Origin of the sequence: Streptomyces sp. enrichment culture, from assembly GCF_964272855.1 — a bacterium.
Taxonomy (GTDB): domain Bacteria; phylum Actinomycetota; class Actinomycetes; order Streptomycetales; family Streptomycetaceae; genus Streptomyces.
In genome coordinates this window covers 7174491-7188774 of record NZ_OZ186847.1, presented here as the reverse complement: position 1 = coordinate 7188774, position 14284 = coordinate 7174491, and the positions used below count along the sequence as shown (strand labels likewise).

The following is a 14284-nucleotide window of genomic DNA, read 5'->3' as shown; positions in this document are numbered from 1 at the left end:
GAACGCGCTGGGGGTCAGGCCGTCGGCGGCGTCTCGGGGCCGCCGGGCCGCTGCTGCGGCGGCCCCCACGTACCGCCGCCCCGGGAGCCCCCGTCGAACTCCCCGTCCCCCAGTGCCGACTCCAGCCGGCCGATCGCCGCACGCACCCCGTCGCCGTAGCTGTCGTCGGCGAGGACACCGGCCGCGCCGCGGGCCCGGCGCAGATGGACCCGGGCCGCCTCGCGACGGCCGAGCTTGACGTAGTCGGCGGCCAGGTTGAGGTGCAGGGAGGGGTAGAGGGCGCGCACCGCGAGGGTGCCCTCGCGGGCGGCGAGCCGGTCGTCGCTCACCTCCTCCGCGGCGGTGAGGGCCCGCAGGTCCCAGGCCAGTTCGTCCGACGGGTCGTCCTGTGTGTCGGCCAGGTAGTGGGCCAGCGTGCAGCGGTGCAGCGGATCCCCGTGCTCCCCGATCTCCGCCCACAGCTGCAGCAGCCGCCGCCGGGCCTCCTCGCGGTCGCCCGCGTGATGCAGCATCACGACCTGCCCGATCCGCCCCATCACCGCGTCCGGAACCGCCTGCTCCTGCCGTTCCACCACCACGCCCTCCGCCCGCTCCGTGTCGATCCCGTCCCTCCCGACGCTAACCGCCCTCGCGGACAAACCGGACGAGGCAGCTCCGTACGACAGGAACGGGATCCGAGGCGGCCGGACCGGCGGCGCCGGCCGGATCCGGCCGGGCCGGGGTCAGCCCAGGTTCGGGATGCGCCAGTCGATCGCCGTGTGGCCCTGCCGGGCGATCGCCTCGTTGATCTGGGTGAAGGGGCGGGAGCCGAAGAACTTCTTGGCGGAGAGCGGGGACGGGTGGGCGCCCTTGACCACGACGTGCCGGGTCTCGTCGATCAGGGGGAGCTTCTTCTGCGCGTAGTTGCCCCACAGGACGAAGACCGCCGGGTCGGGCCGGTCGGCCACCGCGCGGATCACCGCGTCGGTGAACTTCTCCCAGCCCTTGCCCTTGTGCGAGTTCGCCTCGCCCGCGCGGACGGTCAGCACCGCGTTGAGCAGCAGCACGCCCTGCTGGGCCCACGGCATCAGATAGCCGTTGTCCGGCACCGGCAGGCCCAGCTCCTCCTGCATCTCCTTGTAGATGTTGCGCAGCGACGGCGGGGTCTTCACCCCGGGGCGGACCGAGAAGCACAGACCGTGGCCCTGGCCCTCGCCGTGGTACGGGTCCTGGCCGAGGACGAGCACCTTCACCTGGTCGTACGGCGTCGCGTCGAGCGCGGCGAAGACCTCCTCGCGCGGCGGGTAGACGGGACCCTTCGCCCGCTCCTCCTCCACGAACTCCGTCAGCTCCTTGAAGTAGGGCTTCTGCAGTTCGTCGCCCAGGACCCCGCGCCAGGACTCGGGCAGCATGGCGATGTCGGTCACGTCAACTTCCTTACGGTGTGCGGTCGCTTCCAGGACTCAGAACCTACAGGCGACCACTGACAACGCACCGCGCGGGCCGCGTGGGACCGGCCTCACCAACTGGTCTTCCGGTCCAGCTCCCACATCATCATGATCGTCGACGGATCGAGGGCCCGCTCCCCGCCGGAGATCTCCTCGCTCGCCGCGACGAACTGCTTGCCCTGCCACAGCGGCAGCAGCCGCACGTCGTCGACGAGGATCTGCTGGGCCTCCTCGAACTCCCGCTCCACCTGTGCCCGGTCGCTCTCCCGGCGGGAGCGGGGCAGCAGGTCACCGGTGATCTCCGGCGCCGGGTAGGGCGTGCCGAGGGCGTTCTCCTTGCCGACGAACGGCGCGATGAAGTTGTCGGCGTCGGGGAAGTCGGGGAACCACCCGCGCCCGAACACCGGGTACTCGCCCTTCTGGTAGCCCTCGACGTACGTCTTCCAGGGCCGGCTCTTCAGGGTGATCTCGAACAGGCCGGACGCCTCCAGCTGCCGCTTCAGCTCCTGGAAGAGCACGGCGGTCTCCGAGCCGTAGCGGTCGGTGGTGTACCAGAAGGTCAGCGGGACCGGGTCGGTGATGCCCGCCTCGGTGAGGATCGCCTTGGCCTTGTCGGTGTCGGGGTCGCCGTAGTCGTCGAAGAAGCCGGTGGTGTGGCCGTTGATGCCGTTCGGGACCATGGAGTACAGCGGGTCCACGGTGTCCTTGTAGATCTTGTGGGCGATGGTCGGCCGGTCCACGATCTGGGCGACGGCCTTGCGCACGGCGGGCTTCCCGGCCCACGGGTGCTCGGGGTTGAACACCAGGTAGCTGATGTCGATGCCGGCGCCCTCGACCAGCTGCAGGGTCTGGTCGGGGTCCCTGGTCTGCAGGTCGACGATGTCGTCGGCGGCGAGGCCGCGGTAGGTGAGGTCGATCTGCTGGTCCTCGAGGGCCTTCACCATGGTCTTGGAGTCCTGGAAGTACCGGATGGTCACCGCGTCGTTGCGGCGCTCGGCGAAGCCCTCGTAGTGGTCGTTGCGGACCAGTTCGGCCCGGTCGTTCTCCTTGTACGACTTGAGGGCGTACGGCCCGGAACCGATGACCTCGCTGCCCTCGCGCAGGGCGTCGGCGGGGTAGCTCTCGGGGTCGACGATGGACATCGCCGGCGTGGCGAGCACGAACGGGAAGGTGGCGTCGGCCGTCTTGAGGTGGAAGACGACCTCGCGGTCGCCGCGCGCCTGCACCCGGTTCAGGCTGCCCAGCAGCCCCGCGGGCCCGGAGGGCGCCTTGATGGCCAGGATCCGGTCGATCGAGTGCTTGACGGCGCGCGCGTCGAGCGGGCTCCCGTCGGAGAACTTCAGCCCCTTGCGCAGCTCGCACCGGTAGGTGCGGTTGGTTGTGTCCGTGAACTCGCAGCTCTCGGCGGCGTCCGGCTGGGGCGTGGTCGAGCCGCTCGGGTAGCTGAGCAGCGTCTGGTAGATGTTCCGGAACAGCTCCCAGGAGCCGTCCCAGGACGCGGCAGGGTCCAGGGTGCTGGGCGCACTGGTGGTCCCGACGACGATCGGGCCGCTCTCGGCCTCGTCGCCGTCCGAGAACAGGCCACAGCCGGCCACCAGGGATATGGAAGCGATCGCCGCCACTTGCCGCAGGCATCGGTTCCGGTTGAACACGCGCACGCTCCTCGATCTGCCATACCAAAGGTCGGCAGACACTACCGCAGCAACACGCCGCGTGGACCGTCCTTGCGGGAGGTGGTTGATCACCTTTCCGATGACGACGTTGTCAGCCTCCTTGTGAGCCTCAAACATGGGCACGGGCGCCGTTTTCGTCAACACCGATCGCGTCACGCACGGAGCACGAAAAGGTATCGACGGGAAACGACGCCCGTGTGGCGGGCCCGGCGACCGCCGGGCCCCGGCGCGTCAGGCGACGCCCGCGTTGAGGAAGATGCCGCCGTCCACGACGAGCGTCTGACCGGTGACCCAGTCGGACTGCTCGGAGGTCAGGAACGCGGCGGCGCCACCGATGTCGGAGGGCACACCGAGCCGCTTCAGCGGGTACGCCGCGGCCGCCTCCTCCTCGCGGCCCTCGTAGAGCGCCTGCGCGAACTTTGTCTTGACCACCGCAGGGGCGATCGCGTTGACCCGCACCTTGGGCGCGAACTCGTGCGCCAGCTGGATGGTCAGGTTGATCATCGCGGCCTTGCTGACGCCGTACGCGCCGATGAACGGCGAGGGCGCGAGGCCCGCGACGGAGGCGATGTTCACGATCGCCCCGCCGTTGTCCTTCTGCCAGGCGTGCCAGGTCCGCTGGGCGAAGCCCAGCGCCGAGATCACGTTGGTCTCGAACACCTTGCGGGCCACGTTGAGGTCGAGGTCCGCGATCGGCCCGAACACCGGGTTGGTACCGGCGTTGTTGACCAGGTAGTCGACCCGGCCGAAGGCCTCCATGGTGCGTTCGACGGCGAGCGCCTGGTGGGCCTCGTCGTGGGCCTTGCCCGCGACACCGATCACCCGGTCGGAGCCGAGCCTTTCGACGGCCTCCTTGAGGGCGTCCTCGGTGCGGCCGGTGATGCAGACCCGGTCGCCGCGCGCGACGAGCGCCTCGGCGACGCCGTAGCCGATGCCGCGGCTGGCGCCCGTGACGAGCGCGACCTTGCCGGAGAGTTCAGTCATGGTGATGTGATCCCTAGTCGAGCGGTCCGCCGGCGACGTACAGCACCTGGCCGGAGACGAAGCCGGCCGCCTCGCCGGTGAAGAAGGCGATGGCGTTCGCGATGTCGTCCGGCTCGCCGACGCGCTGCACGGGGATCATCGAGGCGGCGGCGGTCTTGAAGTCCTCGAAGCCCATGCCGACCCGCTCGGCGGTGGCGGCGGTCATGTCGGTGGCGATGAAGCCGGGGGCGACGGCGTTGGCGGTGATGCCGAACTTGCCGAGCTCCTTGGCGAGGGTCTTGGTGAAGCCCTGCAGACCCGCCTTGGCGGCCGAGTAGTTGACCTGGCCGCGGTTGCCGAGCGCGGAGGACGAGGAGAGGTTGACGATCCGGCCGAAACCGGCGTCGACCATGTGCTTCTGGCAGGCCTTGGACATCAGGAAGGCGCCGCGCAGGTGCACGTTCATGACGGTGTCCCACTCGGACACGCTCATCTTGAACAGCAGGTTGTCGCGGAGCACGCCCGCGTTGTTGACGAGGATCGTGGGCGCGCCCAGCTCCTCGGCGATCCGCGCGACGGCCGCCTCGACCTGCGCCTCGTCGGAGACGTCGCAGCCGACCGCGAGGGCCTTGCCGCCCGCCGCGGTGATCTTCTCCACGGTGTCCTTGCAGGCGGCCTCGTCGAGGTCGATCACGGCGACCGCGCGACCCTCGGCCGCCAGTCGTACGGCGGTGGCGGCGCCGATACCGCGCGCGGCACCGGTGACGACCGCGACCCGCTGCTCAGTGGTGGACATTGCTGCTTCTCCTCGCCCTTGGGATGCGGCTCCTGCGGTACGCCCATTCAGTGAGCGACCGCTTAGTACCTTCAGCAGACGTGACGCTAGAAGCCCTGGCACGCGGTGTCAACGCCCGATCGGGTGCGTGTGATCCATTACCCCCGCGCCATCCGATCGGCCTACCGCCACGCGCCGCCGCGCCGCCCGGCGCCTAGCGTCGAGGAGCGAGCCATTCGTGGCCGGAAAGGAGGCGCTCCATGCGCCGTCGCACCGGTGCCGTGGGCACGCTCTTCGCGCTCGTCGCGATAGTGCCGGCGGCCGGCCCCGCTCACGCGCAGGACCTGGACTGCACCCGTTTCGCCCACCAGGAGGACGCGCAGGCCGTCTTCGACGCGGACCCGAGCGATCCGCACGGCCTCGACGAGGACACGGGCCCGGACGACGGCGTCGCCTGTGACGTGCTGACCCGCCGCGGCGGCGACGACACCGGCGACGGTGACCTCGGCGACGGTGACATCTCCGCCACCACCCGGCCCAGACAGCCCGCGACGCCCACGGCGCCCGCGACCCCCGGGGTGCCCGCCCCCGCGACCACCCCGGCCGTCCCCGCCCCCGTCGCCCCCACGTCCGCCGCCCCCACCCGCGGCGTCGCGGGCGGACTCGGCGGCGCCACCACCTCCGGCCCGAGCGGCTGGGACCTGACCGCCGGCGCCCTCTTCGTCGCGGCCGCCGCGCTCACGACCGGCTACGTGGTACGACGGAGGAGACGCTGACCTGCGGGGAGCCCGCGCAGCACTGACGCAATGGCACACAGCCGCCCCGCCGCGGGACCGGCCGTTCACCAGCTTCGGCGACCGCACCACCGGCGACTTGGCGGCCGACGCGAAAGCTCCTTCGCCGGGGACACCCGTCCCCGCACCGGCCGTCCACCGGCTACCACCGGCGCCCGAGCAGCACACGGCAGGCCAGCCCGCCGAGGGCCCGACCACAGCGTCCGCCCCTCGCCACCGGCAACTTGATGGACCGGGGCAAAACCGCCGCGCCAGGAACACCCGTCCCCGCACCGGCCATCCACGGCCGTCACCCGCAGCCCTTGATGGCGCGCCGCAGGAACTACCCCGCCGAGGACCCCGCCACCGCACCCGCCGATCGCTGTCGGCAACCCCGGCACCCGGCCGCAGAAGCAGACCGCCAGCGTCCCAGCCACCGCACCACCGGCAACCTGGCGCACCGAAGCAACAGCCACCCCACCGGGGACACCCGCCCCCGCACCGGCCGTCCACGGCCACCACCGGCGCCCTTGAAGCGCACCGCATGACCGACCCCTCCGAGGGCCCGGCCACCGCACCCGCCGATCGCTGTCGGCAACCCCGGCACCCCACCCCGACAGCAGACCGCCGGTGGCACCTTCACCGCACCAGCAGGTCCAGCAAGCGCTCGGCCTCCGCGGTCGGGTCGGTCGTCAGGCCCGTGTGGACCGGGCCCGGCTGGACGATTGTCGAGCGGGGGGCGATCAGCCAGCGGAAGCGGCGGCCGGGGTCGTCGCCCGCGGCCTGTCCCGCCGCCTCGCCGCCGCCGCAGACGCTCTCGACGGCGCGCAGCGCGGCCCGGACGCCGGCCACGTCGGCCCGGGGGTCCAGGGCCAGCAGCCGCGCCTCGTCGAGGTGGGTGCGGGCGCCGACGTACGCCTTGGCCCGGCAGTAGACGAGCACGCCCGCGTTGATGCACTCCCCGCGTTCGACGCGGGGCACGACCCGCAGCAGGGCGTACTCGAAGACGTCCCGGTCGCTGCGCCGGCTGCCCTTGATGATGTGGCGCTCGGTCACTTGGCCCCCTCGATGCCGTTGACGCGGTCGTGGATGACGGCGGCGCGCGCGAGCAGCGGCCGCGCGTACGCCCTTCTGAGGTCGTCCGGCGAGTCGAAGCCGGGCTCGTCGGCCAGCCAGGCATCAGGGATCTCGGCGGTGACCTCGGCGAGCAGGTCCTCGGTGACGCGCGGCACGAGCTCGGCGGCGGCCGCGCGGACGTCCGGGGCGAACGGCCGCAGGGCGTGGTCGGAGGCGTCGTACGGGCGGGCGGCGGAGGCCTCGGCGGACGGCCAGTTGTGGTGCCAGATCATCGTGGCGCCGTGGTCGATGAGCCACGGCTCGCCCCGCCACATCAGCAGGTTGGGGTTGCGCCAGGAGCGGTCGACGTTGTTCACCAGCGCGTCGAACCAGACGATCCGCCCGGCCTCCTCGGGGCTCACCCGGAAGGCGAGCGGGTCGAAGCCGAGCGCGCCGGAGAGGAAGTCCATGCCGAGGTTGGTGCCGCCGCTGGACTTCAGCAGTTCCTGCACCTGCTGGTCGGGCTCGCCGAGCCCCAGGTCGGGGTCGAGGTCCAGCGTCACCAGCCGGGGCACGCGGAAGCCGAGGCGGCGGGCGAGTTCCCCGCAGACCACTTCCGCGACGAGGGTCTTGCGTCCCTGGCCGGCTCCGGTGAACTTGATGACGTACGTCCCGAAGTCGTCGGCCTCGACGAGTCCCGGCAGCGAGCCGCCCTCACGCAACGGCGTGATGTAGCGGGTCGCGATGACTTCCTTGAGCATCGCCCCAGGCTACTGGGGCGTCGGGGGCGGCCTGACGCGGCCCGGCCCAGCCCTGGGCCTCTTTGGGGTGAAGACCCGCGTGGCGGCTGAACCGGATCCGCTCCGGGGCCGTACTGCTGGACATCACATGCAGCCGACCGCACACGAAGTCCGCAGAAGGGAACCTCAGCATGCCCACGGAATCGCTTCAGCCCGGGTCGGGTCCGGCCCGTCGTACCGTCCTGGCCGCGGCAGGAGCGGCGAGCCTCGCCGTCACGCTGGCCGGCTGCGGCTCGGAGGACAGCGGGAACGGCGGGAACGGCGCGGACGCCGGAGACGCCGGAGACGGCGGTGACAGCGGCGCGACCGGCGCCGTGCTCGCCGCGACCACGGAGATCCCCCAGGGCGGTGGCAAGGTCTTCGCCGACGAGGGTGTGGTGGTCACCCAGCCGGCGGCGGGCGAGTTCAAGGCGTTCTCGTCGAAGTGCACCCACCAGGGCTGCGCGGTGCGGGACGTCAAGGACGGGCTGATCATCTGCCCCTGCCACGACAGTCATTTCTCGGCCACCGACGGCAGCGTCAAGAAGGGCCCGGCGACCAAGCCCCTGCCGCCCGCCGAGATCACCGTGCAGGGCGAGGAGATCAGGCTGGCGTGAGCGCGAGGGGTCAGTCCCGGCGCGCGCGTGCGAGGCGGGCGAGGGTGTGCCGGATCATCGTGGGGGTGTAGTCGTCGGGCACCCCCGCGATGGCGTCGGTCGGCACGACCACGGTGTGGCCCAGGTTCACCGCTCGAAGACGGTGTTGGGTATGGCCACGTTGGCGGAGACGCCGGTGACGACGAGGGTGCGGCGGCCGAGGTTGCGCAGCAGGGCGGGGAGCTCGGTGCCGTGGAGGGGCGACAGGTCGTGCAGCCGCCGTACGACGAGGTCTTCCTAGGTGACCTCGATCGGGGCCGCCACCCGGACCGCGGCGGTCCCGGCGAGCTACCGGACCCGCAGCCGTTCGGCGGCGCGGAAGAGGCGGGCGTTGCGGCTCGATCCCCGGCCGTCGGGGCGGCGCTCGGCGACGGCGTGGACGACCTGGACGCCGTTCCGGTGCGCGGCGGCGACCAGCCGGGCGACACGGCCGAGGGCCCCGGAGGCGCGCGCGGCCCGGGCGAGTTCGGGCAGGGCGCTGTCCGGGCCGAGAACCCCCTGCCGGCATTCGACGGTGAGCACTACGGTGGCGGCGGGGTCGAGGGGCGCGCCGGGACCCTCGTCCGACGACGTCATGGTGACCTCCACCGTTGCGCGGGGACGGGAGAGGGCCCATTCTGTTCTGACGCATCGTCAGACACCAGTGGGCCGGGGGGAATTCCATGTCCGTCGCGCAGCGCCGGGGCCGGAAGATCATGATGACGCCCGGCGAGCTGGACGCGTTCCTGGCCGCCGAACGCACCTGCCGTGTCGCCACCGTCTCCGCCGACGGGACCCCGCATGTGAGCCCCCTCTGGTTCGTCTGGGACGACGGCTCGCTCTGGCTGTACTCGATCACCCGCAGCAAACGCTGGGCGGACCTGCGCGGCGACGCGCGCGTCGCCGTGGTGGTCGACGCCGGCCGGGAGTACGACGAGTTGCGGGGCGCCGAGCTGTCCGAGACCGTCGAGTTCGTCGGCGAGGCCCCGCGCACCGGCGAGCCGCACCCCGGGCTGGAGCGGGTCGAGCGGCTCTTCGCCGGGAAGTACTTCGGCCTCGACACCCTGCCGCACGACGGCCGTCACGCCTGGCTGCGGCTGGCCCCGGACACGATCAGGTCGTGGGACTTCCGGAAGCTGGCGCTGCTGTAGGAACGTCCGCCTGTCCGGCGACCCGCTTCCCCGCCGCGCGCAGCGCCCGCACCGCCGCCCGTATCGACGGCCGCCGGTCGGCGTCCACGCGCCAGACGACGTACACATGTCGGCGCACCCGCTGCCGCAGCGGGACGGTGACGACGCCGGGCGGCATCGGATGGCGGCCGAGCAGCGGCACCACGCACACCCCGAGTCCGGCGGCGACCAGCCCGAGCTGGGTGTGTGTCTCGGCGGCGCGATGACTGAGGGTCGGCTCGATGCCCTTGGAACGCAGGGTGAACATCAGCCACTCGTGGCAGAACTCGCCCTCGCCCCAGGTGATCCACTCGTCCTCGGCGAACTCGGCGAGGTCCACCTCCTCCCGGTCGGCCAGCGGATGGCCGACCGGGAGGGCGACGTCCGCGGGGTCCTCCAGGATGGACGCCTTGACCAGGCCGTCGGGCAGCGGCATCGGCTTGTTGTACCAGTCGAGGACGACCGCGAGATCGAGGTCCCCGCGGACCACGCCCCGGATGCCGTACTCGGGTTCCAGCTCGCACGAGCGCAGGCGCAGCGCCGGATGCTCGGCGCGCAGCGCGGCGAGCGCTGTGGGGAAGAGGCCGCGCGCGGCGGTCGGGAACGCCGACAGCCGCAGTTCCCCGACCACCTGACCGCGCTGCGCCTCCAGGTCGGACTGGGCGAGCTCGACCTGCGACAGGATCCGCGCCGCGTGCTCGGCGAGCAGCCGCCCCGCGTCGGTGAGGCGGACACCTCTGCCGTGCTTCACCAGCAGCCGCTGGCCGACCTCCCGCTCCAGCTTGGTCAGCTGCTGCGAGACGGCCGAGGTCGTGACATGCAGCCCCTCGGCGGCACCGCTCACCGAGCCGTGCCGGGCGAGGGCGTCGAGGGTGCGCAGCCGGTCGAGGTTCAGCATGGACGCGATGCTACGACCGGGCGGTTAAGACGACGGTTAAGCCGCGCTACGAGATACCCCGTGCGAATTCTCGATTGTGCTACGAGGTCGACTCACGCATCGTGGGCATCATGACCACCGCCGCCTCCACCACCCGCGCCCCGTCCGCAGCCCCGCCCCGGCCCCGCCGCGCCGTCGACTGGCGCGTCCGCTTCGCCGCGCTGTCACTGATCTGGGGCTTCAGCTTCCTGCTCATCAAGGTGGGCACCGGGGCGTACGCGCCGTTCCAGGTCACTCTCGGGCGGCTGGTGTTCGGTACTGCGGTGCTGGCGGCGGCGATGGCGATGAAGCGGCAGCGGCTCCCGCGCGGTGCCCGCACCTGGGCCCATCTCACGGTCGCCGCCTTCCTCCTGAACGCGCTGCCGTTCTCCCTCTTCGCCTACGCGGAACTGACCATCCCGTCGACGCTCGCCGGCATCTGCAACGCCACCTCGCCGCTGTGGGGCATGGCCCTGTCCCTGGTCGCCCTCTCCGAGGACCGTCCGACCCGGCTGCGCGTCGCCGGTCTCGGCATCGGCTTCCTCGGCGTCCTCACCGTGCTCGGCGCCTGGCAGGGCTTCGCCGGACTGGACGCCACCGGCACGGCGATGGCCCTGCTGGCCTCGCTGAGCTACCCGATCGGCTGGATCTACGTCCGCCGCACGCTCGCCGGGGCGCCCGACTCCCACCTGTCCCTGACGGGCGCGCAGCTGCTGCTGGCCACGGTGCAGCTGGCGATCGTCACGCCCCTGTTCACCAGCGCGCCGACCGCGTTCCCGCTCATACCGCTGCTGGCCGTCGCGGCCCTGGGCGCCCTCGGCACGGGCGTCGCCGTGCTGCTCCAGTACGGCCTCGTCGCCGAGGTCGGCCCGACCACCGGCCAGATGGTCACGTACTTCATCCCCGTCATCGCCACCGCCGCCGGAGTCGCCCTCCTCGGCGAACCGCTCGCCTGGTCGACGCCGGTCGGCGCGGCCGTCGTGCTGGCGGGAGCGGCACTGACCCAGGTGCGGCCGAAGGCACGGGGGTAGCGGCGCACCCCCCTGCGCGAGCAGCAGCGCCCCCCTGTGCGCACCGCCTCAGACATACCCCCGCGCCGGTGCCGGCCCCACCGCCGACGCGATCGCGTCCGCCAGCGGCTCCGTCTCGGTGTCGGTCAGCGCCGAGACGGTGACGCGGATGCCGGGCGGGGCGCTCATCCGGAAGCGGGCACCGGGGGCGACGGCCCAGCCCGCGTGCAGCAGCCGGGCGACGGCCCCGGTCTCGTCGGGCACCGGGATCCACACGTTCATCCCGCTGCGCCCGTGCGCCGCGATCCCGCGTTCCGCGAGCGCGTCGACGAGCGCGTCGCGGCGACGCCCGTAAGCCTTCGCCACCGCCCGCGCGTCCACCGCCCCGTCGGTCCAGAGCCGGACCACCGCACGCTGCACGATCCGGCTGACCCAGCCGGGCCCGAGCCGCTGGCGGCCGACCACCCGGTCGACGGTGACGGTGTCGCCGGTGAGCACGGCGAGCCGCAGGTCCGGGCCGTAGGCCTTGGCGACCGAGCGCACGAAGGCCCAGTGGCGGGTGGCGCCGGCCAGCGGGTGCAGCGGCAGGTCGACGATCCGGTACCCGTGGTCGTCCTCGATCAGCAGGGTCTCCGGGTGGTCGCGGAGCACGGCCCGCAGGGCACGCGCGCGTGCGGCGGTGACCGCGGCGCCGGTCGGGTTCTGGGCCCGGTCGGTGACGATCAGGGCACGGGCCCCGCCGGCGAGGGCAGCGCCCACGTCGTCCGGGAGCGGTCCGGCGTCGTCGACGCCGACGGGCACCGTGCGCAGCCCGAGCGCCGGGACGAGGTCCAGGAGGCTGCCCCAGCCGGGGTCCTCGACGGCGACCGCGTCGCCGGGCTTGAGGTGTGCGACGAGCACGCGCTCGATCGCGTCGAGCGAGCCGGAGGCGACCGCGACCGGCCCGTCCGGCACCCCGTCGGCGTCGAGGTCGGCGCGGGCGATCCGGGCCAGCTCGGGCTCCACGGCCGTCTCGCCGTACAGCACCGGATGCCGGTCACCCTCTCCGGCGGCCGCCGCGAAGGCCGGGCCGAGCGGTGGCAGCAGCGCGGGGTCGGGGTTGCCCGCGGCCACGTCGCGTACGCCCTCCGGCACCTCGACCCGGATGTACTCGCGTCCGGTGGTGGCCGGTTTGGCGCGCACCCGGCTGCCCCTGCGCCCGTCGGTCTCGATGACCCCGCGCTCGCGCAGGGTGCGGTAGGCGGCCGCGACGGTGTTCGGATTCACTCCGAGCCGGGCCGCCAGCTCCCGCATCGGCGGCAGCAGCCGGCCGGGTTCCAGGTCCCCGGAGGCCACCGCCTCCTCGACGCTCGCGGAGATATCCGCTGCGCGCCGCCCTCTGATCGGATATTCTCCTAGCACAAAGACGATTATGCACTAGTGCAATGGAGAGCGCCAATGCAGGGCACCCGGCAGACGGATGAGTCGCCCACCGCCTACACCCCGACCGACCGCACCGTCCCGACTCGCTCGGCCGAGCGCGCCCGGTACGACAGGGAGCTGGTGCACTCGATACTCGACGAGGGTTACGTCTGCCACCTGGGCTTCGTCCGCGACGGCGCCCCGGTCGTGCTGCCGACGCTCTACGGCCGGGTCGGCGAGCGGCTGTACGTGCACGGCTCGACGGGTTCCCGCCCGCTGCGGATGACCGGCCAGGCCGACCCGGGCCTCCCGGTCTGCCTGACGGTCACCCACGTCGACGCGCTGATCCTGGCCCGCTCGGCCTTCCACCACTCGATCAACTACCGCTCGGTGGTCGTGCACGGCCTCGCGTACGACGTCACGGACCCCGACGAGAAGCGCGAGGCCCTGGACGCCCTGGTGAACCACGTGGTGCCGGGCCGGGCCGAGGACTCCCGCCCCGCCAACAAGAAGGAACTCGCCGCCACGGCCGTGATCCGCCTCGACCTGAACGAGGTCTCGGCCAAGCTGCGCACCGGCGGGGTGAACGACGAGCCCGAGGACCTGGACCTTCCCCACTGGGCCGGCGTCGTCCCGCTGCGCAAGGGCTACGACACACCGGTCGCCGACGCCGCCCTGGCGCCCGGCACGCAGCTGCCCGGCTACCTCACGGCGCTCTGACCCGGCCCGGGTCCGGCGTCCACCCGCGCCACCGCCGCCAGCAGGTGACGCAGCGGCGCGGAGGGCGGGCCCGGCGGCACGGCGAGCGAGGTGACCAGCGCCGGCCCGGCCAGCGGCCGTATCGCCACGCGCGGCACCGACGGCAGTCCGGCCACTTCGTAGAAGACCGTCCAGGAGGGGCTGCCGGCGCCGATCTCGGTCAGGGTCTCCTGGAGGGTGGTGAACGGCGGCCCCGGCACCGGTTCGGCGCCGGCCGCGCGCAGGGCGCCGGTCACCAGGTCGTGGAAGGGCCGGTTGCGCTCGCGCGGGGCGAGCCGCAGCGGCAGGTCCGCCAGCTGCTCCAGGCGCGGGGCCGGCCCGGCCGACAGCGGATGGCCGGCGGGCAGCGCCACGTACAGCGGGTCCTCCCACACCGGCAGGAAGACCGGCGCCGGCGCGGTCAGCGGCCCGCGCACCAGCGCCGCGTCCAGCTCGCCGGCCCGCACCGCTGCCAGCCGGTCGGCGAGGGGGAGCCGCCGAAGCCTGACCCTGAGCCGGGGGGCCACCGCGGCCAGTTCCTCCAGCAGGCGGTAGATCCGGTCGCCTGGGCCGTGCACGCTGCCCAGCCGCAGCACTCCGTCCGCCCCGGACACGATGCCGGCGGCCACCTCCCGCACCCGCCGCGCGGCGGCCAGCGCGGCCCGCGCCTCGGGCAGCAGCCGCTCACCGGCACCCGACAGCCGCACCCGGCGCGTGGAGCGATCGAACAGCGGCACCCCGAGCTGCCGCTCCAGGCGGCGGATCTGCTGGCTCACGGCCGACTGCACGATGCCGAGCCGTTCCGCGGCCCGGCCGAATGCGCCCTCCTCGGCCACCGCCACGAAGTATTCGAGCTGCCGCAGCTCCACAGCTCCCCCATTCATCACGAACCGTGATCACCACCAGCGCCAACCGCCGCTGGTTCGCGGTCTGTTCCCGCGCTCGAATGGAGACACAGCCCGGCACACC

15 protein-coding genes and 1 pseudogene are annotated in these 14284 nt (G+C 73.0%); 5 read left to right on the top strand and 11 right to left on the bottom strand.

Translation table 11 applies throughout. From position 1 onward, the window contains the following. Nucleotides 1-14: 14 nt before the first annotated feature. From ACSU6L_RS31925 to fabG, 5 genes are all read right to left on the bottom strand, one after another. A complete protein-coding gene (locus tag ACSU6L_RS31925; RefSeq protein ID WP_437062398.1) occupies nucleotides 15-575 on the bottom strand; it encodes a hypothetical protein in 561 nt (186 codons plus the stop codon). Nucleotides 576-722: 147 nt separating this feature from the next. Continuing rightward, on the bottom strand, nucleotides 723-1406 hold the full coding sequence (locus tag ACSU6L_RS31920; protein ID WP_073943417.1) for a uracil-DNA glycosylase: 684 nt from the start codon (nucleotides 1404-1406) through the stop codon (nucleotides 723-725). A gap of 92 nt (nucleotides 1407-1498) precedes the next feature. Then, on the bottom strand, nucleotides 1499-3085 hold the full coding sequence (locus ACSU6L_RS31915) for an ABC transporter substrate-binding protein (RefSeq protein WP_437062396.1): 1587 nt from the start codon (nucleotides 3083-3085) through the stop codon (nucleotides 1499-1501). 246 nt (nucleotides 3086-3331) lie between these two features. Then, the gene (locus ACSU6L_RS31910) at nucleotides 3332-4084 is read right to left on the bottom strand and encodes an SDR family oxidoreductase (protein ID WP_073943415.1); all 753 of its coding nucleotides are present in this window, start codon (nucleotides 4082-4084) and stop codon (nucleotides 3332-3334) included. Between the two features lie 13 nt (nucleotides 4085-4097). Next, the gene (gene fabG, locus ACSU6L_RS31905) at nucleotides 4098-4859 is read right to left on the bottom strand and encodes a 3-oxoacyl-ACP reductase FabG (protein WP_073943414.1); all 762 of its coding nucleotides are present in this window, start codon (nucleotides 4857-4859) and stop codon (nucleotides 4098-4100) included. Between the two features lie 239 nt (nucleotides 4860-5098). Here fabG and ACSU6L_RS31900 point away from each other — a divergent pair, with 239 nt between their 5' ends. Next, nucleotides 5099-5614 carry an excalibur calcium-binding protein gene (locus tag ACSU6L_RS31900; protein ID WP_437062393.1) on the top strand — a complete coding sequence of 172 codons (516 nt, stop codon included), beginning with the start codon at nucleotides 5099-5101 and terminating at the stop codon, nucleotides 5612-5614. A 636-nt stretch (nucleotides 5615-6250) separates the two neighbouring features. Here ACSU6L_RS31900 and ACSU6L_RS31895 read toward each other — a convergent pair. Further along, on the bottom strand, nucleotides 6251-6667 hold the full coding sequence (locus ACSU6L_RS31895) for a DUF3037 domain-containing protein (protein WP_437062391.1): 417 nt from the start codon (nucleotides 6665-6667) through the stop codon (nucleotides 6251-6253). Then, nucleotides 6664-7428 (bottom strand): HipA family kinase, encoded by a 765-nt coding sequence (locus ACSU6L_RS31890; RefSeq protein WP_437062389.1) that lies wholly within the window; start codon nucleotides 7426-7428, stop codon nucleotides 6664-6666. The genes ACSU6L_RS31895 and ACSU6L_RS31890 overlap by 4 nt, the downstream gene beginning before the upstream one ends. 170 nt (nucleotides 7429-7598) lie before the next feature. Between ACSU6L_RS31890 and ACSU6L_RS31885 the strand changes: the two genes are divergently transcribed. After that, complete coding sequence (locus ACSU6L_RS31885) at nucleotides 7599-8063, top strand: Rieske (2Fe-2S) protein (RefSeq protein ID WP_437062387.1); 465 nt, start codon at nucleotides 7599-7601, stop codon at nucleotides 8061-8063. Nucleotides 8064-8073: 10 nt separating this feature from the next. On the opposite strand, the pseudogene ACSU6L_RS31880 reads toward ACSU6L_RS31885, so the two are convergent. Next, nucleotides 8074-8678: pseudogene (locus ACSU6L_RS31880) on the bottom strand (cysteine hydrolase family protein). A gap of 86 nt (nucleotides 8679-8764) precedes the next feature. Between ACSU6L_RS31880 and ACSU6L_RS31875 the strand changes: the two are divergent. Then, the gene (locus tag ACSU6L_RS31875) at nucleotides 8765-9232 is read left to right on the top strand and encodes a pyridoxamine 5'-phosphate oxidase family protein (RefSeq protein ID WP_437062385.1); all 468 of its coding nucleotides are present in this window, start codon (nucleotides 8765-8767) and stop codon (nucleotides 9230-9232) included. Here the strand turns inward: ACSU6L_RS31875 and ACSU6L_RS31870 are convergent. Further along, the gene (locus ACSU6L_RS31870; protein WP_437062383.1) at nucleotides 9195-10148 is read right to left on the bottom strand and encodes a LysR family transcriptional regulator; all 954 of its coding nucleotides are present in this window, start codon (nucleotides 10146-10148) and stop codon (nucleotides 9195-9197) included. The genes ACSU6L_RS31875 and ACSU6L_RS31870 overlap by 38 nt on opposite strands. A 110-nt stretch (nucleotides 10149-10258) precedes the next feature. Here ACSU6L_RS31870 and ACSU6L_RS31865 point away from each other — a divergent pair, with 110 nt between their 5' ends. Then, on the top strand, nucleotides 10259-11197 hold the full coding sequence (locus tag ACSU6L_RS31865; protein ID WP_437062381.1) for a DMT family transporter: 939 nt from the start codon (nucleotides 10259-10261) through the stop codon (nucleotides 11195-11197). A 48-nt stretch (nucleotides 11198-11245) separates the two neighbouring features. On the opposite strand, the gene ACSU6L_RS31860 is transcribed toward ACSU6L_RS31865, so the two are convergent. Beyond that, nucleotides 11246-12577 (bottom strand): aminotransferase class I/II-fold pyridoxal phosphate-dependent enzyme, encoded by a 1332-nt coding sequence (locus tag ACSU6L_RS31860; protein ID WP_437062379.1) that lies wholly within the window; start codon nucleotides 12575-12577, stop codon nucleotides 11246-11248. A gap of 36 nt (nucleotides 12578-12613) precedes the next feature. Here ACSU6L_RS31860 and ACSU6L_RS31855 point away from each other — a divergent pair, with 36 nt between their 5' ends. Then, complete coding sequence (locus ACSU6L_RS31855) at nucleotides 12614-13297, top strand: pyridoxamine 5'-phosphate oxidase family protein (RefSeq protein WP_437062377.1); 684 nt, start codon at nucleotides 12614-12616, stop codon at nucleotides 13295-13297. Here ACSU6L_RS31855 and ACSU6L_RS31850 read toward each other — a convergent pair. Then, entirely contained in the window at nucleotides 13279-14184 is a 906-nt protein-coding gene (locus tag ACSU6L_RS31850; protein WP_437062375.1) for a LysR family transcriptional regulator, read from the bottom strand. The two genes, ACSU6L_RS31855 and ACSU6L_RS31850, sit on opposite strands and share 19 nt — an antisense overlap. Nucleotides 14185-14284: the final 100 nt, after the last annotated feature.